At 61.4% G+C, this 19598-nt stretch carries 21 protein-coding genes and 1 tRNA gene; 13 read left to right on the plus strand and 9 right to left on the minus strand.

Going from position 1 to position 19598, the window contains the following annotated elements:
- Positions 1 to 329: 329 nt before the first annotated feature.
- Both ACZIRK_RS20115 and ACZIRK_RS20120 read right to left on the minus strand, forming a co-directional pair.
- Entirely contained in the window at positions 330 to 1163 is an 834-nt protein-coding gene (locus tag ACZIRK_RS20115) for an alpha/beta fold hydrolase (RefSeq protein ID WP_463328012.1), read from the minus strand.
- Between the two features lie 277 nt (positions 1164 to 1440).
- The gene (locus tag ACZIRK_RS20120) at positions 1441 to 2403 is read right to left on the minus strand and encodes an isocitrate lyase/PEP mutase family protein (protein WP_130226029.1); all 963 of its coding nucleotides are present in this window, start codon (positions 2401 to 2403) and stop codon (positions 1441 to 1443) included.
- 142 nt (positions 2404 to 2545) lie between these two features.
- On the opposite strand from ACZIRK_RS20120, the gene ACZIRK_RS20125 reads away from it, so the two are divergent.
- From ACZIRK_RS20125 to ACZIRK_RS20170, 10 genes are all read left to right on the plus strand, one after another.
- Entirely contained in the window at positions 2546 to 2950 is a 405-nt protein-coding gene (locus ACZIRK_RS20125; protein WP_283813260.1) for a MarR family winged helix-turn-helix transcriptional regulator, read from the plus strand.
- Positions 2951 to 3119: 169 nt separating this feature from the next.
- The gene (locus ACZIRK_RS20130) at positions 3120 to 3443 is read left to right on the plus strand and encodes a septal ring lytic transglycosylase RlpA family protein (RefSeq protein WP_463328028.1); all 324 of its coding nucleotides are present in this window, start codon (positions 3120 to 3122) and stop codon (positions 3441 to 3443) included.
- 342 nt (positions 3444 to 3785) lie between these two features.
- Complete coding sequence (locus tag ACZIRK_RS20135; protein WP_463328013.1) at positions 3786 to 5063, plus strand: tyrosine-type recombinase/integrase; 1278 nt, start codon at positions 3786 to 3788, stop codon at positions 5061 to 5063.
- Between the two features lie 446 nt (positions 5064 to 5509).
- Positions 5510 to 5653 carry a hypothetical protein gene (locus ACZIRK_RS20140; protein WP_463328014.1) on the plus strand — a complete coding sequence of 48 codons (144 nt, stop codon included), beginning with the start codon at positions 5510 to 5512 and terminating at the stop codon, positions 5651 to 5653.
- A gap of 108 nt (positions 5654 to 5761) precedes the next feature.
- Positions 5762 to 6778: a hypothetical protein gene (locus ACZIRK_RS20145; protein WP_463328015.1), complete on the plus strand. Its 1017-nt coding sequence runs from the start codon at positions 5762 to 5764 to the stop codon at positions 6776 to 6778.
- A 147-nt stretch (positions 6779 to 6925) separates the two neighbouring features.
- The gene (locus ACZIRK_RS20150; RefSeq protein WP_463328016.1) at positions 6926 to 7699 is read left to right on the plus strand and encodes a putative phage abortive infection protein; all 774 of its coding nucleotides are present in this window, start codon (positions 6926 to 6928) and stop codon (positions 7697 to 7699) included.
- 217 nt (positions 7700 to 7916) lie between these two features.
- Positions 7917 to 8366: a hypothetical protein gene (locus ACZIRK_RS20155; RefSeq protein ID WP_463328017.1), complete on the plus strand. Its 450-nt coding sequence runs from the start codon at positions 7917 to 7919 to the stop codon at positions 8364 to 8366.
- A 304-nt stretch (positions 8367 to 8670) separates the two neighbouring features.
- Positions 8671 to 9009, plus strand: coding sequence for a hypothetical protein (locus ACZIRK_RS20160; protein WP_463328018.1), 339 nt, complete (start codon positions 8671 to 8673; stop codon positions 9007 to 9009).
- Positions 9010 to 9084: 75 nt separating this feature from the next.
- Entirely contained in the window at positions 9085 to 9555 is a 471-nt protein-coding gene (locus ACZIRK_RS20165; RefSeq protein WP_463328019.1) for a hypothetical protein, read from the plus strand.
- On the plus strand, positions 9555 to 9728 hold the full coding sequence (locus tag ACZIRK_RS20170; RefSeq protein WP_463328020.1) for a hypothetical protein: 174 nt from the start codon (positions 9555 to 9557) through the stop codon (positions 9726 to 9728). Before ACZIRK_RS20165 ends, ACZIRK_RS20170 begins: the two co-directional genes overlap by 1 nt.
- A gap of 146 nt (positions 9729 to 9874) precedes the next feature.
- On the opposite strand, the gene ACZIRK_RS20175 is transcribed toward ACZIRK_RS20170, so the two are convergent.
- The 3 genes from ACZIRK_RS20175 to ACZIRK_RS20185 form a co-directional block, all read right to left on the minus strand.
- Positions 9875 to 9951: transfer RNA gene (locus ACZIRK_RS20175), tRNA-His, on the minus strand.
- Positions 9952 to 10125: 174 nt separating this feature from the next.
- Positions 10126 to 10560, minus strand: a complete 435-nt coding sequence (locus tag ACZIRK_RS20180) for a phasin (RefSeq protein ID WP_028167032.1) — start codon at positions 10558 to 10560, stop codon at positions 10126 to 10128.
- Between the two features lie 244 nt (positions 10561 to 10804).
- Positions 10805 to 11188 (minus strand): phasin family protein, encoded by a 384-nt coding sequence (locus ACZIRK_RS20185; protein ID WP_130229367.1) that lies wholly within the window; start codon positions 11186 to 11188, stop codon positions 10805 to 10807.
- A gap of 337 nt (positions 11189 to 11525) precedes the next feature.
- Here ACZIRK_RS20185 and ACZIRK_RS20190 point away from each other — a divergent pair, with 337 nt between their 5' ends.
- Together ACZIRK_RS20190 and ACZIRK_RS20195 are read left to right on the plus strand one after the other, a co-directional pair.
- Positions 11526 to 14900, plus strand: a complete 3375-nt coding sequence (locus ACZIRK_RS20190; RefSeq protein ID WP_130229368.1) for a PAS domain S-box protein — start codon at positions 11526 to 11528, stop codon at positions 14898 to 14900.
- A 240-nt stretch (positions 14901 to 15140) separates the two neighbouring features.
- Positions 15141 to 15965 (plus strand): metallophosphoesterase family protein, encoded by an 825-nt coding sequence (locus ACZIRK_RS20195; protein WP_130229369.1) that lies wholly within the window; start codon positions 15141 to 15143, stop codon positions 15963 to 15965.
- Here ACZIRK_RS20195 and ACZIRK_RS20200 read toward each other — a convergent pair.
- The 4 genes from ACZIRK_RS20200 to ACZIRK_RS20215 form a co-directional block, all read right to left on the minus strand.
- Entirely contained in the window at positions 15904 to 16389 is a 486-nt protein-coding gene (locus tag ACZIRK_RS20200; protein WP_028167028.1) for a cyclic nucleotide-binding domain-containing protein, read from the minus strand. The two genes, ACZIRK_RS20195 and ACZIRK_RS20200, sit on opposite strands and share 62 nt — an antisense overlap.
- A gap of 115 nt (positions 16390 to 16504) precedes the next feature.
- Complete coding sequence (locus ACZIRK_RS20205) at positions 16505 to 16771, minus strand: hypothetical protein (RefSeq protein WP_463328021.1); 267 nt, start codon at positions 16769 to 16771, stop codon at positions 16505 to 16507.
- Complete coding sequence (locus ACZIRK_RS20210) at positions 16768 to 17031, minus strand: hypothetical protein (protein WP_463328022.1); 264 nt, start codon at positions 17029 to 17031, stop codon at positions 16768 to 16770. The genes ACZIRK_RS20205 and ACZIRK_RS20210 overlap by 4 nt, the downstream gene beginning before the upstream one ends.
- 102 nt (positions 17032 to 17133) lie before the next feature.
- Positions 17134 to 18177 carry a GlxA family transcriptional regulator gene (locus tag ACZIRK_RS20215; RefSeq protein WP_245475031.1) on the minus strand — a complete coding sequence of 348 codons (1044 nt, stop codon included), beginning with the start codon at positions 18175 to 18177 and terminating at the stop codon, positions 17134 to 17136.
- Positions 18178 to 18415: 238 nt separating this feature from the next.
- On the opposite strand from ACZIRK_RS20215, the gene ACZIRK_RS20220 reads away from it, so the two are divergent.
- Complete coding sequence (locus tag ACZIRK_RS20220) at positions 18416 to 19444, plus strand: Fe(3+) ABC transporter substrate-binding protein (RefSeq protein WP_130229371.1); 1029 nt, start codon at positions 18416 to 18418, stop codon at positions 19442 to 19444.
- The last annotated feature ends 154 nt before the right edge of the window (positions 19445 to 19598 follow it).

Here is a 19598-nt window from a genome sequence, read left to right on the forward strand (position 1 = left end):
GGCCCTCAAGGGGTGAGAATTGAGCCTTTCCGTCGACGGTCTGTCATCCCGTCTCACCGGCTCGGTCTTCACCGGATCCACCTTCTCGCACCAAACGCACTTGAGTTCTGTCCTCCCGTTCGCGCTGAGGACCGGGACCAATCTCCTGCCGCAATGCAAACACCGCGTAACCGGGTCCATCGCGTTTCTCCGTCCGGTGCCAACGCAGAAGCGGTGCTCACGTTCCTATGTTGGTTGCCAAACAAGCACGCGGAGAGCCCCGCGTGACCAGGGGGAGACGTGGCCTACAGCAGGCTGCCCGCGCCGTTCTCAATCAGCGTCGTTAGTAGCTAGTGACTTGTTATGAAGGCGATGACTGCCTCATCAAAGGCAGGAGCATTTTCGCCGGGAACGGTGTGAGAGACGCCGGGGATCGTTATGCGCCTTCGCGCGGGAAGGCACTTCTCCAACTGGTCCACGATGCGATGAAAGAACTCGGGGCTCCGCTCACCATTCATCAGAAGTGTTGGCGCCGAAATGCGCTTTGCCATTTCGCAAGTAAACACCGGACGTGGGCGGGAACTTATCGCGTCCGCAACGGCTGACGCCGCATTGTCGGACATCATTTTCCGATCGGCATCTGATCGTCGGTCGTAGGTGCCGGGCCCGCCAACCGCTTCCGCAAAGAGGCGCAGCCCTGCGTCGATATCGTCCTTTCGGAACGCTTCCCGTGTGGACGCGAATCGAGCGGCCCACTCTTTCAGTATCTCTGCGCTTCCCGGCGTCCCGGCGAGCAGCCCCGCGGCCGGCGGTTCGTTGACGACCAGCGTTATCACCATCTCGGGATGATTGGATGCGAAGAACAGCGCGGCATGTGCACCGGCAGAGTGCGCGACGATGTGTGCGCGTTTTATGCCGAGCTCAGCGAGGATGGCGGCCAGATCCTCGCCGTGAACGTCGGCCGCGGCATCAGGCAGGCCGTCTTTGCTCGTTGCGTTGGGAGAATGGTTCTGCCGGCTATAGGCAATCACGCGATGGTTTTTTGAAAGCGCCGGAAGGTGCCCGTTCCAGAAACGATAATCCTGAAGCCCGCCGTGCACGAGAACGATCGGGTCGCCCTCGCCGGCCTCGACATAGGCGAATTTCGTGTCCGCGGCCCTTAGCTCTTTGACGTTATCGGCCATGACTGGCGAGGAGAATCCAACCGCGAGAGCGACGCCGGCGAGCGGCCCCTTGATTCCGAAGTGCATGATCGAACTCCAGCAGTTGAGGCAGAACACCATACCACCCCAACCGTGAACTCACCATGCGTTGTTGCGTTGCAGCCGTTGATCAACCGAGAGCTGGAAGCGGGCTGGGCATTCCGGCGCGTCCGACCATGCGCAATACCGCTCGCTTCCCGGTGTCGCATGACGGCGGACAGCCCTGCTCCGCTAGCCGATGCGTCGCGCGCGTGATGGCTCAGCCATGCGCCGACGCGTTCTCCGCTGCCAAGAGATCCGCGTATCTGTTTTCGAAGTCCCAGATTTTCTGGAAGCCAATCATCTTCACGAAGTCCTGGAAGGCGAAGAGCGGGGTCTCGACCAGCCTTCCATCGGCGTGAGCCTCATAGACGCTTTGAAGCGCTTGTGCGGCCGCAAACAGTCCCGCGGTGGGGTAAATGGCAGCGCTGAAGCCGATCTCCTCGAGCTTTTTTTGCGGAAGTATCGGCGTTTTGCCGCCGTGAAGTTGGTTGGAGACCAGCGGCGCGTCGACTGAGGCACCGATTGTCTTCATCTCGTCCACGGATTCCGGTGCCTCGATGAAGATCGCGTCGGCTCCGGCCTCGGAGTATGCGACCGCGCGGCTTATCGCCTCGTCCAGCGATACTGCCGTTCTTGCGTCCGTTCGCGCCAGGATCAGGAATTCCTTCGACGAACGCGCATCGCAAGCCACCTTGATCTTGCTCACCATCTCTTGGGTCGAGATGATGTGACGATTGGGCGTATGCCCGCACTTCTTTGGAATCTGCTGATCCTCGATCTGGATCATCGCCACGCCGGCTTTCTCGTAACCGCGCACGGTATGATGCACGTTCAGCAGACCACCATAGCCGGTATCGCCATCTGCAATGACTGGCTTATCCACGGCTTGCGCGATTGCGCTCGCCCGGTCGAGCATGTCGGTATAGGTCGCAAGGCCGGCGTCCGGATATCCCAGATAGGATGCGACGGTACCAAACCCCGTCATATACAGCGCCTTCGCATTGGTCTGGGCCGCGATTTTTGCCGATACCAGATCGAAAACGCCGGGTGCGGCAATGAACTCGCGCGCCTCCAGCATTTCCCTGATTGTTTTCTTGGCCGTGTTGATCTCCCATGCGGGCCGCTCGCGCTGACGCTTAGGGCGGGCTGGGGCTGGCAGCTCGAGCGCGAGGCGCGCCATTTATCTCCGATAATATCTATGCAGCAATAGCTATATGAAAATCGCTATCGCAGCCTTGTGATGCCAAAGATAGCTATACTAGTATAGCTATATGAGCAGCCGAACTCCTCGCCACGAAGTCACGACGTTTCGCAACCAGTTCATGAATCTCTCGCGCCGACTGCGCCGCGAAGCCCACGCTCACGATCGCTCCTGGGTGCGATTGCAGTTGCTTGGAGCCATTGAGCGGGCCGGGGACGCTGCCACGCCAACCATGCTTGGCGAATCCGAGAATATGCGATCCTCGAACCTGGCAGCCGCGCTTCGCGAGCTCAAGGCGGACGGACTGATCATCCGGATGCCCGACGCCAAGGACCGTCGTAAGGTCAGAGTCCGCCTAAGCCGAGCCGGCCGGGAAGTGCTTCACAGGAACATCACCCGTCGCGAGCAATGGCTCGCGGACGCGATCGAGCGATGCCTGACGAGGGAAGAACGGGCCTTGCTGTTCAAGGCAGGAGAACTCCTGAACCGCCTCGCCTCAGTCGGCGGGACCGCTTCCGGAAAGTGAGGACGGATCGCCCTCTTCCACCGATCGTATCCAGATTTTGTGCCCGGCCGCGAGCGGCGTCTTCCTTGACAAACCCGTGCAGAACATCACAGCCAAAGCGCGGCGGCAGGAGGAACCTAGAGGCTCCGGAAAAGTTGGCGGAGCGGGCAGGATCCTGGAAGAGGACACGATGATCCGCCCAATATGCACCGCCCTGGCGGTCACGTGTTTATCTGCCTCAGCATTTGCCGAAACTTGTGTTGCCTCTCGTTATGGCTACATCGGCAGCCGAACCGCATCGGGCGAGCGGATGGATCCCAACGCGATGACTGCAGCGCATCGTACGAGGCCCTTCGGCTCCCACGTCACAGTTACCTCACACTCAACCGGTCGAAGCGTCAACGTTCGGATCAACGACCGTGGTCCCTTCATAAAGCGACGCTGCATAGACTTATCCACCGGAGCCGCGCGTGCACTTGGGATGGCCGGGACCGCGTTGGTCTCACTCGAATAAGACGCGCGAAAGTTGAGTATCGTTTCGAGATCAGCGCGCGCCTGAACACGCATTGGCTGTCGTGCTCATTCCTAATTCGGGTCGCTACCCAAATTGGAAGCGAACAAAGCGCAAATTGTTTGATTTGGTTGGTACAGTTGGGTGGGCTCGAACCACCGACCTCCTGTTCCACAGCCAGACTTTTTCTTTGATCAGGGCTACTCACCCCTGCTCATCCTTGGCCGAAATAAACTTTTTGGTTCAATGACTTACCGGTAATATGCTATCCATCTTTGCTCATGGCTGATCGCGACTAATCAGCCAATTCGCATTCGCTATGCATTCGCTAAGCGGGGGGCAAAGATGTCGAAGAAGCGGCTGACCGAAGAGGCTGTAAAGCGGCTTAAGCCGACGCCGAAGAAGCAAGTAGATTACTTCGATGCCGGCTTGCCGGGGCTCGTGCTTCGCGTCTCCTATGGAGGCGCCAAGACATGGCTGGCCGTCCACTACATCGAGAAGAAAGCGAAGTGGCTCAAGCTCGGGCGTTATCATACCGATGGAGCCGGCGCGTTCCCTGATCCGGATAGCGGGCAGGAGTGGCCGCGAGACCTGACGCTGAAGGGCGCGAGGGATGCCGCTCGGAAATTCTTCGGCAACAAGGAGGCCTTCCTCCATCCCCGCTTGCCCTCATTGGGGGCATCCTCGTTCAAGACCGTCGCCGAAACCTACCTCGCCAAGCATGCCGCCGAGTTCCGCTCCAAGGACGAGCTGGAACGCTGCCTCAAGAAGTACGTCTACCCGACCCTTGGCGACCGGACATTTGTTGACATCAAACGATCGGAGGTGATCACCCTTCGCTCCGATATCGCCGACAACCATGGAGTCCGGATGGCCGAGACCGTGTTCGGCATGGTCCGGGGCGTCATGCGCTGGTTCGAGGCGGAGGGCGATGACGATGATTATGTCTGCCCCATTAAAGCTCTGAAGCAGAAGGCCACCCCGAAGAGTCGGCGCAAGCGCGTCCTCACCTTGGACGAGATCAAGCTTGTCTGGGCTGCAGCCGGCAAGCTCGGCGGTTACGGTATTTTGGTAAAGCTACTGCTGCTGACGGCTCAACGCCGCGAGAAGGTCGTCACCATGAAGTGGACCGATCTCGATGGCGATGTCTGGAAAATCCCAAGCGAGGATCGCGAGAAGGGGAATGCCGGCATGCTTCGGCTGCCGCCGCTCGCCATGGCCATCCTTAAGAAGGTGCCGAAGGTCGCCGGGTGCTCATATGTTTTCGCCGGCCGGTATGGCGATAAGCCCCTCAATTCTTTCAGCCAAGGCGCCGAGGAAATCCGGAAGCTGCTGCCCGAGAATATGCCGCGCTGGACGCTGCATGATCTCCGCCGCACTGCGCGCACCTTGATGACTGATCTGCGGATCGATGATCGCGTCGCGGAACAAGTGCTGGGGCACACGATCGATGGTGTCGAGGGCGTCTACAATCTCTCGCTCTATTTCGAGCCGAAGTGCGAAGCGCTCGCGCGGCTCGCCGGCTATATCCAGCAGCTTGTCGAGCCATCGCCAGCCAATGTCGTCGCCCTCGCCGGCCGCAAGGCTCGCGCTCGGGCCAAAGATGCCACTCCGGCTGGATAAGCAGCTCCGTCAGCGCGTCGCTGCAAATCCGCTAGGGAGAGTGCGGCCAGCTTTCGATGCGCCAACGGAGCTTCTAAGGCGCAAATCGCGCATTTGATCATTTTTGATCTTTCTTCGAAGAGGCGCTAGATTGACGCTCGCCATTGAATGGTGGCCCTTTCTGCACGCCCGGCACATCTGACCGGGTCCACTCATGCGCAGCCGCGAGGCATAAGACGGCGGTGGGTGTGGTCAGGGTCGATCAGAGCCCCGGATGTTTTGATACTGCCCGGCTGATCCTTCTCTAACAAGCGGTGAAGCGCGAGCTTTGCCGCCGAAGGATTATGCCCGTGCCTAGTTCAGTTGTCCGAGAGAGTGCAGCGCCTAAGGCGCCGAAGACTCCGCGCTCCAAATCCAACTCTCAATCTATTCCTGACGACCAGCTTCTCTTCACCAGAGAGCAAGTCATGCGGATGCTCGGCGGCATCTCGTATCCTACCGTCATCCGGCTCGAAGCCGCTGGCAAACTTCCGCCGGTGAAACTCAATCCCGGCAAGACCTGCAAGACATTCTATAAGCGCGCCGATGTCATGGCTCTCGTCGATGGCTGATCCAATCAGAACAAGCAAAGGGGCGCACCCGACCACAAGATGCGCCCCTGGATGCGAGTGCCGCCTTGCCGGGCGCGCTCGCTGCAGCAGCATGATGAGGATGCCGCCATGGCGAAGAAATATCCGAATGACCTATCAGATGCCACCCAGCCGCCACGCTCGAATAAGCGGGCGTCCAAGCCGATTGTCCGGATCAGAGCCCCTGCCCCCTACCCGACCCCGCCAACCGCATCAGACGGGCGCCGCTTCTGCGACATTCGCTATGCCGACTGCTATCGTTACTTCGATACGGTGAAGTACCTCAGCAAAACCGAGATCAGCGAAGCCGATCAAGCATGGCTCCGCTCGGGCCGACGCGCAGTGCATCTGGACATCCGGGAGCACGGCGACTGGGTCTATCCGAAGAAAGGCCAGCCATACCAACTGAACATTTGGCCTTACCGCTTCCGCATCGAAGTGCAGGTACCTGATCGGGAGGCTCTGGCATTCTTCGCCAAGCTTCCCCACACCATCGTGACAGCCGCTCATGTCGCACGAGACTTCACTTTTGATGACGGCGTCAGCAAAAACCTCTTGCTGCAACTATTCGCAGAATGCTGGGTACAGCGCTGGCAGCGCACCCGCAGCCTTATCACCTTCCCCAACGGCGGCATCTCGACCGGCCGCAGAGGCAAAGGCAGCTATTGGAGCTTCTATTCCTCAAAGCATTGCCGCATCGACGGCGTTGTGGAGTGCTTCCATGGAGAGGGTCGTCACCATGGACGCCGATCACTCGGGCAAATAGGCATCCACTCGCCTACCGACCTGATCGACTTCAAATTCACCGAGTATTGGAGCAGCAAAGATCAGGTGAGCCTCAAAGCCATCAACAGACGCGCGCTTGGCCGATATCACCGCAACTGCATGCGCGGCACGCGCGATCAGCAGCCGGACAGCGGAGACCTGCGCATCGGCGGCCTGATCTGGCGACTTTATGGCACGAATGATTTCGGCGACCTGACCTCCGAGCATTTCATCCGCCATTATCCGCGTCGGCGATCGGCAAAGAATATTATTGGCAACGTAGATACAAAGAGGCACACTCGGCGAAGTTGCACAGGCTCACAACCGCTATCCTTCCCTTGAGATGCCCAAGTTGGACAACGAGCAAAGCATGCCCGAAGAAAAGTCAGATAATGGCCGTGGACTGAAGGTACTCATCTCGGTGCTAGCCGTTGCAGCAGTCCTCTCCCTCGGGGGCGCAATCTACTATCTACTTTTTCAGCCCGACCTTTGGGACAGTACAACGCCCCTACTATGGGGCAAAGAGGCGATTTCTTTGGTGGATTTCTCAACCCGATACTGACCACTTTAACCTTTGTCGCATTTCTAGCGACCGTGTGGATGCAAAGCACCGAGCTTCGAAACTCGCGGCTACAATTTCAAGCCTCGACCCAAGAAATGAAGGAGCAAACCGAAACCGCGCGCGCGCAAAGCTACAAAACGGGCTTCTTTCAGCTGCTCACAATGTACGACAACATTGCCAACTCAATGTCCATCGTCGATCCCGTCACGAAGAAGACGATAACGGGCCGACAAGCTTTCAGCACCATGTACAGCAACCTCCGTCGGGTCTACCGGGAGAAGCGCAAGAGATTTCCCAAAGCCGACGACAAACGCGTGCTCCTCCTAGCATTCGAAACGGTATTCCAGCAGGAGCACCATCAACTTCCGCACTATTTTCGTTTTCTCTACAACTCAATCAAGATGATCGAGGACGGACCGTCTGCCGCTAAGTATATAAAGGTCTTACGCGCCAGCATATCGAACCAAGAACTTCTGATCCTCTTCTACAATTGCGCCATTTCGCCTCACGGCAAGAACTTCCGCGATCTAGCAGAGCGCTATGCGCTTTTCGACAATATGTCCCCAAGGCTGCTAGAACCATCTCACGCGACTTTGCTCGCCGATCAAGCATGCGGTCCGGGAGGCTACAAAGCACTGTTGGCACAAGGCCGACCGCGGATAAAAGGCGACCTAACGGATGCCGTCCCTCCGCAGACATGACTTGATGAAACGGTAAGGTAAAGCGCGTCTATTGTGCACTGAAAGACAAACGAACAGAGCCAAATCTTTTCGCTAGCCGGAGCCGATGCTGCGCATTTTCTGATTTGCGATCAGACGCTCGGCGCACAAAACCCCTGATTTATCTAAGCTTCTAGGCTACCGGGTTGCTTTAGGGAATGCATAGACATTAATTCCGCAGAATATCGAAGCATGCGGAATGCAGATGGCTAGAAGTCAGAACATCACTCTGCGAAAGACTAAAGCAAGGTCGCGCGTCACGAACGGCAAAAGTCTATTTCCAAAAGATGTAGACCAGCGCACTCTATACTATCGAAGATTTCGTGATCTGATCGATTTGCTTTCGGCTGATCTTGGCGGCGTCGATCATCTCAGCGTCGCCGAGCAATCGATCGTGCGCACTGCATCGACGCATATCGCTGCGCTCGAACAATTGGAGATGCGCTTCGCGCTCGCCGAAGGTGCTGCATCGAACGAAGACTTGGCCACCTACACGAGCCTATCCAATTCATTGCGCCGGCTGCTCAAGGAACTCGGCATCAAGCGCCGACCTCGCGAGCTGAACCCGGAGCAGAGCCCGAGGGATTATCTGCGATCTCGCATCATCGATCATGATGATCATCCACCCTCAATGGCCATCATCGAGTGAGGGCAGCATCATGAAAGGCTGGCTTACTCGGCTCTGGCGCCGCTTCTGGGCTCCGCGACCTCCGACGAACGCTCAGCATCAGAACCCCTTCGTCATGCCTTGGGAGAAGCGGCAGTGATCAAGCGCATCCGTGTCACCGACATGGATGCAAAGCCCCTACCGCGTCAGAAGCAGCGATCAAATGATGGATCGATCCTCGATTGCATTCACGATCCGCATCTCTTCGCGTCTTGGTTCGAGAAGGATTGGCAGAGCTGGCAAGCATGGCTAGCGTTCCTCGCTGCTCTTTTTGCTCTGCCGATGGATGCCGACCGACGAAGGGGAATTGCTTGCAGATTTAATCAAACGAAAATTGCAGGTGGGCCTTCCGGAGGGGCGCACCAAAGATCGGCATGTCGATACCACGCCAACGGCCGAAATGGAGCGGTATGTTTTTGCAATCGTGAAACGCCGTCGCGACCAGGCTTCGCACCGCCCTCTCGCAAAAGGACAGCTCGACAAGTGGATCATCGAGATCCTCGATGACTTAGGCGAGCAGGGAGAACTCAATGGACTCAGGGTGTCCGCCGACCGCATAAAGGAGATGCTGAGCCGAGGCCAAAAGAAGCGATCTATCGAAGGTCGCGGCAAACGCTTAGTTTAGCGCGACCAATCATCATCCGATTTGTGGCTCATTCGCCCCACCGCCTTTCGACAAAGGCAGCAACCAAGAGGATGAATGATGGTGTTCCACCTTAAGCCCAAATCGCCCACGCTGTTGACCTGCTCCGCTCGTGTCACCGCAGCCCTGCTCGGATGCACGACACGCGAGATATTCGAGAAGGAACAGGCCGGGCTGCTGACCCACGTCGCATTCTGGCTGGATCACGAGCTCGGCAGAACGCACGGATTTCTAAAGACGCTATTGGCGAACCACGATGTTCGGCACTACCACATTGATGATGTGATGGCCCTTCTGCCTGAACATTCGGATGCGGCGGCTGATCTCAGACAGCTTGACCGCCAGAATGCGCAAGTGCTTGCCGGCCAGATTGAGCTGACCTCATGGCGAATGCCGTATATTGCGGTTACCGTCTCGCATTCCGGCAAAGTCACGCGTCATGAGGTAGCGTGCCGAGCGCCTTGTCGGCCCAAGACGCTGCCGCCGATGCGAATGATTTCCGCTGGGCGTCGTCGGGGAAGACAATAATGGGTAAACTAGAGGCACGCAGGCTCGTGAGGCGGGCTCGAAATCTGTTCGCATACCTCGCCGTCAAATATTCGATCTCTCCGCCGCATTTGGCCGAACTCGAAGAGTTCGTCGCGCGGCTAGAGGACGTGGTGAAGGAGGTCGAGGCCGTAGCCGGATACTCGAAACGCTGATCCATACCAGGGCACCTGATGCCGCGCCGTCACTCCTGATGGCGCGGCTTTTTGTTGCCTATTCGGCCGCAGCATCCGCCTTCGCTAAAGTCTTCGCTAAGCTATTTTCAGGATGCGGCGATTTCGGCTTAAACGATTGATTTTGTTGGTACAGTTGGGTGGGCTCGAACCACCGACCTCCTGTTCCACAGACAGGCGCTCTAACCAACTGAGCTACAACTGCATCCTCGGACGAGGCCGCGCAAAGGGGCCTCGCGAATGGGCCGGAAACTAGGTGCAACGCCCCGCTTTGGCAAGGCCGAACGCGGGACTTTCCCGCGTCCAAAGAGCTCCAAAGCTCTCTCAAAACAAAAGGCCCGGGCTCAGTTGCCCGGGCCTTTCTGCGGTTTTGCCTCGATCAGGCGGCCGGCTTGTAATATTTCGAGGCGCTGGCCTTGATCGGCTCGGCGGTCTGGTTGGCGACCTTCTGGCCGAGTTCGGTCAGTTCCTTGGCCTGGGCGCTGAAGGCCTCGAGGCTCTTGCGGGTCTGAGTGGTCCACAGTTCCAGAGCCTCGGAGGGCGTCTTGGCGCCGAGCAGTTCCTGGGCGAAATCGAGCGCCGAGGTGGTGTTGGCCTTCACGAACTCCATCACCTTGGCGGTATATTCGCTCGCGCCCTTGCTGGCGCTGGTGAACACCGCCTCAATGGTGCCGTTATGGGCCTCGGCGGCGTCCTTGAACTTGGCGTAGTTGTCGCGCGCCTGCGAAACGCCCTTTTCGGCGAACGCGCGCATCTGCTCGGGAACTTCGAACGGAATGATAGAAGCGGAAAACGGATCAGTCGAACTGGTCATCGCATGCATCCTTCACAACGGGGTAAAGTCCGGTGACCCCATTGCGAACGCCGCAGCCCGCAAGGACCGAGAACGGTCGAATTGGATCACGCTGCCTAGTTCCTAGTTCACGGAATGCCCTGTCCCTGGGCAGGACAAGTTAAACCTCTTTATCATGTCAATTTTGTGCAACGCAATGTTAAATCAATGCGATGCCGCATTTGTCAGCCCAAGGGGTTTTTGACTGGCGGTAAATGCCGGGCCCTCACGGTTTCGGCTTGATCGCGTCCATCGCGGCGCGGCTGACGATCTGGCCCATTTCGCTCGCCTGCTGCGCCAGCGCGCGCATCTGGGCCTGCACATATTCGCCGTGCAGCCGCATCACTTCGCTGACGTCCTTGGCCTTCACGAGAGATTCCGCATAGTCCAGCGACGCCTTGACGTTGTTTTCGGCGTAAGTGAGCGCCTTGCTCGAAATGTCCTTGGCGCCGGCGCGAACCGTGGCGCTGCGCTCCTCCAGCGAGCCTGCGGTCTCCTGTGCGTTGGCCAGAAACTTCTCGAAGGTCTTGCGGGCCTGCTCGAAGCTCGCCTCGGCCATCGATCGCACGTCCTTCGGAATCTCGAAACGGTCCGGCGCATCGTTGCTCATGGTCCACTCCTTGTTCTCTGCCAGGCCTTTTTGGCCCTTTCCTTCCCCGCTCGGGTCGCACCAGCCTACCGTTAAAAGACCTCGCCCGAATGACGGAAGCTTTTTTGCGGTCGTGAACTTTTGACGCAGGTTTACAAGGTACAACGCCAAAGCAGGCTTGATCGTTCGGGCGAGTTAACGTTATCGCGGCTAGGATCGTCGGTCGTTTGGCGAGGCCGTGGACCTGCCGCGTCGCACTTGCGATACTAACGGTCTGTTAAGGCTGTCGTCGTTTGGCCGCCGATTTCTTTCAGCCATCGGCGAGCGAGAAGCGAAACCGTGCGGTCAAGTTGTCGCGATGAATAGTGCGGAATTCCAGTTGCAGGGCCTCGGCGATCCCAGGCTGGCCGTGCATGCAACGAGCCCCCTGCCCACCTGGCTGTGGTCGATCGACGGCAAGCGGGTGTTGTGGGCCAATCCGGTCGGCGCGCAATCGTTCGGCGCCGGGAACGGCACGGCACTTGTGGGAAAGGTGTTCGGGCCGGCCGACCAGCATCGGCGGCAGGTCGCGCAGCTCGCCGGCCGCCTGCCGCAAAATGGCGCGGTGCGGCTGGAGCGGCTGCGCGGCTTCGGCGCACCGCTTGGCATGCTCGCGACCTGCGCCTGCTCGCGGCTCGAATTCGCCGATGGCCGGCATGCCGTCCTGATCGCCGCCGCGAGCGGCGCGACCGATCGCACGATGCCCCTGCTCGAGCGGCTCTCCCGCCTGGTCCGGGACGTCAAGATACCGATCGCCGCGTTCACGCGCGACGGCATGTTCGTCGGCGCCAGCGACGCCGCCCGGGCGATGCTCGGCTTCCGAAATCTCACCGAGGCCGGCCTTGATGCCGCGCGCGAAGACGCGCTCCGGCAGGGCCGGGTCGAAACCTCCTTCCGCATCGGCCACATGGTGCTGCAGCGCGTCGGCAGCGGCGCGGATGTCGGCCTCATCGCGCTGCTGATGCCCGCGGTCACAGAGAGCGAGGTCGCACCTTCTCCGCCGGAAACCGCGACCGGCCCGGCGGCCAGGCAGCCGTTCTACGAGCAGCCCGCTTTGTCAGGGGAAGCGCCCGCCGAATTCGCGCTGTTCGACCCGCTGGATACGGACCCCGAGGAAGCCGAGCCCTCGCCCTTCATCGCGCCGGTCGCCGACGAGCCGTCGGCGCCGGTCGCAACGCCCTTGTCCTACACGACGCCGGATGGACGCACGCCGGCCGGCGCGTCCGAAAAGACGCCGTCATGGCATGACGAGCCGCTGCCGAATACGCGCCGCACCCCGCTGCGCTTCATGTGGCAGATGGACCGCGAAGGCCGCTTCTCGCTCGGCTCGGACGAGTTCACCCGGCTGATCGGCGTGCAGGCCGCGGCCGGCTTCGGCCGGCTGTGGAGCGACATCGCCGACAGGTTCGGCCTCGATCCCGAAGGCCTGATAATGAAGGCCTTTGCCACCCAGGACACGTGGAGCGGCATCACGCTGAACTGGCCGGTCGATGGCGGCGGCCGGCTCAGGATCGAATTGTCGGGCCTGCCGATCTTCGACCGCGCGCGCAATTTCGCCGGCTATCGCGGCTTTGGCGTCTGCCGCGATTTCGACGGTCTGGCGCGGCTGGAGGCGCTGCGCCGCTACGAATTTTTCAGTGGACCGCCGGCCCAGCCACTGTCCGCCGACACAATTCCGGCCGAGCCTGAACGATCCGAGGTGCGAGAGGCGCCGCGCCCCGAGGTCTCATCCGGCGCGGCGCCGCCGACAGAGCCCGCTGCGGCAACTGCAACCAGTGCCGAACTGCCCGAGCCGAACGCGTCCGAGATTTCACAACAGAGCGATTTGGAAACGATTTTGGATACGCCCAAGGACATCTCAACGGAAACGTCGGTGGAGGCGCCCGGCAACGTGCTGCCATTCCGTCCGCCCGGCGAACCGAAGCCGCCGTCGCTGACGCCGGTCGAGAACAACGCCTTCAACGAACTGGCGCGGCAATTATCGGCACGGCTCGAAAGCCAGCTCGCGGCAGCGCCGACGCCATCGGCCACCGAAGAGCCGATCGCCGAAGCGCCGCCACCGCCTGCGGAAGTGCACGAACCCGCCTTCGAGGCCCCGGGCGCGGAGCAGCCCGCGACTGTCGCGCCGGCGACTGTCGCGCCGGAATGGCTGAGCGAGCCCGAGCCGGCACCGCGCGGCGAAGCCAGGCGCGACCGCGCGCTGCTCGACCTCATGCCGACCGGTGTCCTGATCTACCGGCTCGACCGCCTGCTCTATGCCAACCCCGCTTTCCTTGAGCGGATGGGATATGAGAGCGTGCGCGCGCTTGAGGATGCCGGCGGACTGGATGCGCTTTATGTCGAGCCCGGCGTCTCGGCCACCAGCAGCACCTCCGACTCTGGCACGCCGGTGCGGATCGCAGCAGCCCCGCCGCATGGCGATGCCGGCCATCCGAGCGCCGAGGCGCACCTTCACACGATCTCCTGGGACGGCGATTCCGCGCTCGCCTTGATCTTCGCCGAGCGGCGCGATGAGGGCGCGGCCATTGCGGCAGCGATGGCGGCGGAGCCGCTTCCGCCTGACGTACCGCCGGGGACAGGACTGGCCGATGCCGAGGAGCTCGGCGCCATCCTCGACACCGCGGCCGAGGGTGTCGTGATGTTCGATGCCGAGGGCAACATCAATTCCTGCAACCGCAGCGCCGAGGCGCTGTTCGGCTATGACGGCGACGAGCTCGTGCAGCGCAACCTCGCCGATCTCTTTGCGCCCGAAAGCCAGCGCGTCATGCTCGACTATCTTGAGAGCATCAAGGGCGAAGGTGTCGCGAGCCTGCTCGACCACGGCCGCGAGGGGCTCGGGCGCGTGCGCCAGGGCGGCCTCGTGCCGCTGTCGATCACCATGGGCCGCACCCGCGCCGACGGGCCAAACTTCTTTGCAGTGTTCCGCGATCTGTCGCAGGCCAAGAAGAGCGAGAGCGAGCTGCGCGAGGCCAAGCGCCTCGCCGAGCGCGCGGCGATCGCGAAGGCCGACATGCTGGCGCGGATCAGCCACGAAGTGCGCACGCCGTTGAACGCCATCATCGGCTTTGCCGAAGTGATGATCGGCGAGCGTTTCGGCACACTCGGCAACGAGCGCTATCTCGAATACATGAAGGACATCCGCGCCTCCGGCGAGCACGTGCTGGCGATCATCAACGATCTGCTCGACCTTTCGCGAATCGAGACCGGCAAGCTCGATCTCGCCCTCACCGACCAGAACCTGAATGAGATGGTCGAAAGCTGCGTCGCGGTGATGCAGCCGCAGGCCAACCGCGAGCGCATCATCATCCGCACCTCGCTTGCGCATATGCTGCCGCCGGTGCTGGCGGATGCGCGCGCGCTGCGCCAGATCACGCTCAATCTGATCGGCAACTCGATCCATCTCGCCAATGCGGGCGGCCAGGTCATCGTCTCGACCGCATTGTCCGATTTCGGCGAGGTGATGCTGCGCGTCCGCGACACCGGACAGAGCCTCAACGACAACGAGGTCGCCGCAGCCCTCGAACCGTTCCGCACGCCGGCGCCGTCGGACCAGACCACCGAGGGCTCCGCCGTCAGCCTGTCGCTGACGAAGGCCTTGGTCGAGGCAAACCGCGCCAGATTCCACATCAAGACCGGGGGCCGCTCCGGCACCCTGATCGAAGTGGCGTTCCCCCACGCCACCGCGCGGGCGTGAGCACGATCCCGTAGCCCGGGTGAAGCCCAGCGCAACCCGGGACAGGCGCATCCGCGTTCGCGAGCGGCCCTGGTTACGTTGCGCTGCACCCCGCCCACGGCGCTGCGGGGATGTGTCGCGTTCGCGGGATGCGACACGGCACAATTATTGCTCGATTTTCCCGACGTGAATGCATCGGCGCCTGACGCGCCCAATTCCTGAGCAATTGATTTCACCCCATCGGATCCTGATCGAGGTCCCATGCGCTGCCTGGTCGTTGCCGATCTGCATTATTCATTGCCGCAGTTCGACTGGCTGCTCGCGGCGGCGCCGCAATTCGACCTAGTGATCTTTGCCGGCGATGCGCTCGACATCTCATCGATCGTCGATTTCCGCGCCCAGATCGTCGTGGTGAAGAAATATCTTTCGCTGCTCGCAGCCCGCACCCGCGTCATCCTCTGCTCCGGCAATCACGATCTCGACGAACGCAATCCCGACGGCGAGAAGATCGCGCGCTGGGTCTCTGACGTCAGGGAGCTCGGGATCGCCGGCGACGGCGACAATCTGACGATCGGCGATACGCTGTTCACGGTGTGCCCGTGGTGGGACGGCCCAAAGGTGAAGGAGCGGCTCGACGCGCAGCTTCGTAACGCCGCCGTCAACCGGCCCGCGAATTGGATCTGGGTGCATCACGCGCCGCCCGCAAACTCGCCGACGAGCTGGGGCGGCAAGCGCTTCTTCGGCGATGTCGAGCTGGTGCAATGGATCGAGCGCCATCAGCCGTCCATGGTGATATCAGGCCATGTGCACCAGTCGCCGTTCATTCCTGATGGCTCGTGGTTCGATCGGTTAGGCGCGACCTGGGTGTTCAACACCGGCCGCATGCCCGGCCGTCCGCCGACTTGTATCGTACTTGATATCGACCAAGGCAGCGCGTTCTGGCTGGCACCGGGCGAGGAGCAGACCATCGATCTCAACGCATCGCTGCAGCCGGCCGCCCGGATCGAGAACCCGCCGCCCTGGCTCACATCCTTGGGTCTGATTGCCGATCCGATCCTGGCGCGACCTGCATCGGCGGCAGGTTGATCATGCTCTGCAGGATCTCGCCGACCATCGCCAGATGCGTGCCATGGTCGGCATATTGGTGCATGAGATCGGCGAGATAGGTGGTGGCGACGTTGAGCCGTTGTGCGAGCAGCCGGGCCAGCAGCAGCGCCACTTCCGGCTGCTCGCGCAGGAAGGCCGCCGCATCATCGAATTCATAGACCAGCGAGTCGGATGCAGCGCGCACCGTTGCGGTGTGCGGCTGATCGAGCAGCACACTCATCTCACCGAGCACGGCGCCGGGCTCAGCGAGCACCGCGACCACGGCATCGCCCTTGATCACCTCCAGCCGCCCTTCGATCAGCACGAACAGATGCCCGGTCTTGCCGCCCTCATGGATGATGAGCGCGCCGGACGGCACCTGCCGCCGAACTGCCCCGCCGCAATGATCCAGGATCGCCCGCATCCGAACCCCACCTCCCGCAAGGAAGACTAGGCGCAGACTTCCCCGAGGGGAAACGCATTAGCTGGGCGCGCTGCCCAAATTGTCGGCACTTCGGGGGACGCCGCAGGACGACACATCAATCGATCCCCTTGCGCGCGGCATCGACCGCGCCGGCCAAGAGTTCGAGCGCCTTCACGCGGCGCCGCCGTGCCAATCGCTCCTCACCGACCTTCCGCTCGTGCTCGCCGGCGATGAAGGCCTGGATGTCCGGCAACGTGCGTATCGCGCCGCGGCTGCCCCATTGGCCGTCTGGTATCTCGGTGGGAAATACCCAGACGCGCTGCGCGACGTCCTCGAACGTGCCGCCGTCGGCGCGCACCACGGCGTCGGTGACGTCCTTCACCAAGGCCCTGCGCGAAGCTTCCGTGTACTGCCCTTCGGGCACGTCGGGACGATACGGTATCGCGGCGAGGCCGAGTGTTGGCCCGCGACATAGACGGCGGCCGGCCGATGCAGGTACACGACCGTCACGCTTTGGGCGACCTCATTGGTGGGGTCGAATCCCTCGTGCCCGATCAGGAGATCGCCGAGTTCCTTGATCAGCCGCGCTTCGGCTTCCGGTTTCAGCGCGCCCTCCGGAATGGTGACATCGATCATCGGCATAAAGACCTCCTGTGCTCGTTCGCAAGCCGAGGTCTAGATGCTGAGCGGTTCTGCCGAGAGTGGCAGTATCGCCATCTTTCGAGGAAATTCGGACAGGCGCGGCTACGCAGCCGGCGCAGCGCGGGCGTTACGCCGCGCGAAACGGCGTTGATATTCGCGAGGCGAAAGCCCGGTTTCGCGCTTGAACAGGCGACGGAAGGTGGAGAGATCGTTGTAGCCGACACGGGCGCTGACCGCATCGACGCTCAAGCCTTTGGTTTCGAGCAGCCGCTTTGCCACGTCGACGCGCAGCGCCTGCAGGTAATGGAGCGGCGCCTCGCCGGTCGCGAGCTTGAAGCGGCGATTGAGCGTGCGCTCGCTGACCGCAAGATGCTGGGCGAGTTCGGCGAGGCTGAACCCATGTTGCAGTGACTTTTCCATCCAGCGCTGCGCCCGTGCCACCAACGCGTCCGAATGCTGCGGCGCGCTCGGCATGCTGGCGTAGGAGGTCTGCGAGACGCGGTTTGAGTCGATCAGCATCAACTTGCCGGTTTCGGCCGCCACTTCGAGGCCAGCAAATTTCTCAACCAGGCGAAGCGCCAGATTGAGCGACGTCGTCACCGCGGCGGAGCAGACGATGCGGTTCTGCTCGGTCAGGATTTCCGAGACCCGGAGGTCCACTTCGGGGTAACGTTTGGCGAATGCCTTCGCCTTCGCCCAATGCGTCGTGGCAACGCCACCGTCGAGCAGGCCGGCCTCGGCGAGAATGAAACTGCCGGTACAGTAGGAGGCGAGCAGCGCGCCGCGCGCGTGCTGGCGGCGCAGCGCAGTGAGCAGCGGTTCGACAATGTCGATTCTTTCGAAGAAGCGCTCGATGTTGACAACGAAGGGTCCCGGCACGACCACCGCATCCACGGCGGCACGTGCGCTGATCGGCCCGTCGACCTCGATGACTTGGCCCGAAGCGGTCTCGACCGGCTTGCCGTCCAGCGACTCGACCCGCCATTGCAGCAGCGGCGCTCTTGCCCCGCGATGGTGAGGCCGTTCTGCCCATACCGCATTGGCCGCTGTGAAGACGTCGATCGCTCCCGCCACGCCGGAGGCGAGGATGCCGTCATAGACCCAGATCCGGACGAGCGGCATGGTCTCCTGTCCGATTTTGCTCATGAGGGGGCGATACTGCCATCCCGCGTTCTGACGAACAAGGCGAACAACAAGGCCTGGAGGAAAATGCCCGGCCCCGACGACACTCCGCAGAGTCGTGGAATCCAAATTTGGAATCGCTCTAAGTCGTTACGCTGGAATCACTCTAAATCAGGCCGTTCGCGACATCGGGTCGCGGACATCTTGGCGTCGCCTGCGCTAGGCACTCCGGTACCGCGTGACATCCTGCCGGAGCAGCCTCATGATCAACTTTCGCGTCCTCGCCGCGTCAGCGGCGGCGCTGTGCCTGACTTTGCCCGCCGTCTCGGCCGCATCGGCCGACAATGGCGAAGTCAACGTTTACACCTATCGCGAGACCAAGCTGATCCAGCCGCTGTTCGATGCCTTCACCAAGGACACCGGCATCAAGGTCAATGTCGTCTCGGCGAGTTCGGGGCTGGAGCAGCGCATCAAGGCGGAGGGCGCCAACAGCCCGGCCGATGTGCTCTTGACGGTTGATATCGGCCGCATCGACGAAGCGGTACAGGCCGGCGTGACCCAGCCGATCAAGTCGGAGGTGGTTGAGAAGATCGTCCCGGCGCAATATCGCGATCCGGACGGGCATTGGGCCGGCATCTCCATGCGCGCTCGCGTGATCTATGCCTCCAGGGACCGCGTCAAGCAGGACAAGATCACCTATGAGGAGCTCGCCGACCCCAAGTGGAAAGGCAAGATCTGCATCCGCTCCGGCCAGCACATCTACAACAATGCGCTGTTCGCGGCCTACGTGGCCAAGCACGGCGAGGCCAAGGCCGAGGAATGGCTGCGTGGCGTCAAGGCCAATCTGGCGCAAAAGCCGTCGGGCGGCGATCGCGAAGCCGCGCGCGACGTCGCCGCGGGCAAATGCGACATCGGCATCGGCAACACCTATTACTGGGCGCTGATGATGAACAACGATCCCGACAAGAAGCCGTGGGCGGAGGCGACCCGCGTCCTCCTGCCGACCTTCGAGGGCGGCGGCACCCACGTCAATCTGTCCGGCGTGCTGCTTGCCAAGCATGCGCCCAACAAGGCCAACGCCGTGAAGCTGATCGAATGGCTCGCCGGCGAACAGGCGCAGCAGCTGTATGCCGACCAGAACTACGAATATCCGGTTCGTACGGGCGTCGCCGTCAATTCCACCATCGCGGGGTATGGCACGCTGAATGCAGACAGCCTGCCGATCTCGAAGATCGCCGCGAGCCGCAAGGCGGCGGCAACGCTGGTGGACAAGGTCGGCTTTGACAACTGACCTCTCTGCTTCGCCCCCTCCCCCGCCTGCGGGCAGGGGAATCGCATATGGATTTGCGGCCTCTATTGCGTTGTTTTGCAGGATGGATTCTGAGAGCGGCTCCCACAAGGCGGAGGGAGTCGTATGGGGAAGTTCAAGAAGGCTTTTCGGCGGT

This window comes from Bradyrhizobium sp. Leo114, assembly GCF_055229415.2.

What these genes read in the sequence shown, in the direction of transcription:
- ACZIRK_RS20190 (WP_130229368.1), top strand. Translation starts at nt 11,526, where the DNA reads ATGAATAGTGCGGAATTCCAGTTGCAGGGCCTCGGCGATCCCAGGCTG.
- ACZIRK_RS20160 (WP_463328018.1), top strand. Translation starts at nt 8,671, where the DNA reads ATGCCGACCGACGAAGGGGAATTGCTTGCAGATTTAATCAAACGAAAA.
- ACZIRK_RS20120 (WP_130226029.1), bottom strand. Translation starts at nt 2,403, where the DNA reads ATGGCGCGCCTCGCGCTCGAGCTGCCAGCCCCAGCCCGCCCTAAGCGT.
- ACZIRK_RS20130 (WP_463328028.1), top strand. Translation starts at nt 3,120, where the DNA reads ATGATCCGCCCAATATGCACCGCCCTGGCGGTCACGTGTTTATCTGCC.
- ACZIRK_RS20140 (WP_463328014.1), top strand. Translation starts at nt 5,510, where the DNA reads ATGCGGATGCTCGGCGGCATCTCGTATCCTACCGTCATCCGGCTCGAA.
- ACZIRK_RS20170 (WP_463328020.1), top strand. Translation starts at nt 9,555, where the DNA reads ATGGGTAAACTAGAGGCACGCAGGCTCGTGAGGCGGGCTCGAAATCTG.
- ACZIRK_RS20185 (WP_130229367.1), bottom strand. Translation starts at nt 11,188, where the DNA reads ATGAGCAACGATGCGCCGGACCGTTTCGAGATTCCGAAGGACGTGCGA.
- ACZIRK_RS20180 (WP_028167032.1), bottom strand. Translation starts at nt 10,560, where the DNA reads ATGACCAGTTCGACTGATCCGTTTTCCGCTTCTATCATTCCGTTCGAA.
- ACZIRK_RS20200 (WP_028167028.1), bottom strand. Translation starts at nt 16,389, where the DNA reads ATGCGGGCGATCCTGGATCATTGCGGCGGGGCAGTTCGGCGGCAGGTG.
- ACZIRK_RS20210 (WP_463328022.1), bottom strand. Translation starts at nt 17,031, where the DNA reads ATGCCGATGATCGATGTCACCATTCCGGAGGGCGCGCTGAAACCGGAA.
- ACZIRK_RS20220 (WP_130229371.1), top strand. Translation starts at nt 18,416, where the DNA reads ATGATCAACTTTCGCGTCCTCGCCGCGTCAGCGGCGGCGCTGTGCCTG.
- ACZIRK_RS20165 (WP_463328019.1), top strand. Translation starts at nt 9,085, where the DNA reads ATGATGGTGTTCCACCTTAAGCCCAAATCGCCCACGCTGTTGACCTGC.
- ACZIRK_RS20125 (WP_283813260.1), top strand. Translation starts at nt 2,546, where the DNA reads ATGAATCTCTCGCGCCGACTGCGCCGCGAAGCCCACGCTCACGATCGC.
- ACZIRK_RS20215 (WP_245475031.1), bottom strand. Translation starts at nt 18,177, where the DNA reads ATGAGCAAAATCGGACAGGAGACCATGCCGCTCGTCCGGATCTGGGTC.
- ACZIRK_RS20135 (WP_463328013.1), top strand. Translation starts at nt 3,786, where the DNA reads ATGTCGAAGAAGCGGCTGACCGAAGAGGCTGTAAAGCGGCTTAAGCCG.
- ACZIRK_RS20195 (WP_130229369.1), top strand. Translation starts at nt 15,141, where the DNA reads ATGCGCTGCCTGGTCGTTGCCGATCTGCATTATTCATTGCCGCAGTTC.
- ACZIRK_RS20145 (WP_463328015.1), top strand. Translation starts at nt 5,762, where the DNA reads ATGGCGAAGAAATATCCGAATGACCTATCAGATGCCACCCAGCCGCCA.
- ACZIRK_RS20115 (WP_463328012.1), bottom strand. Translation starts at nt 1,163, where the DNA reads ATGGCCGATAACGTCAAAGAGCTAAGGGCCGCGGACACGAAATTCGCC.
- ACZIRK_RS20155 (WP_463328017.1), top strand. Translation starts at nt 7,917, where the DNA reads ATGCAGATGGCTAGAAGTCAGAACATCACTCTGCGAAAGACTAAAGCA.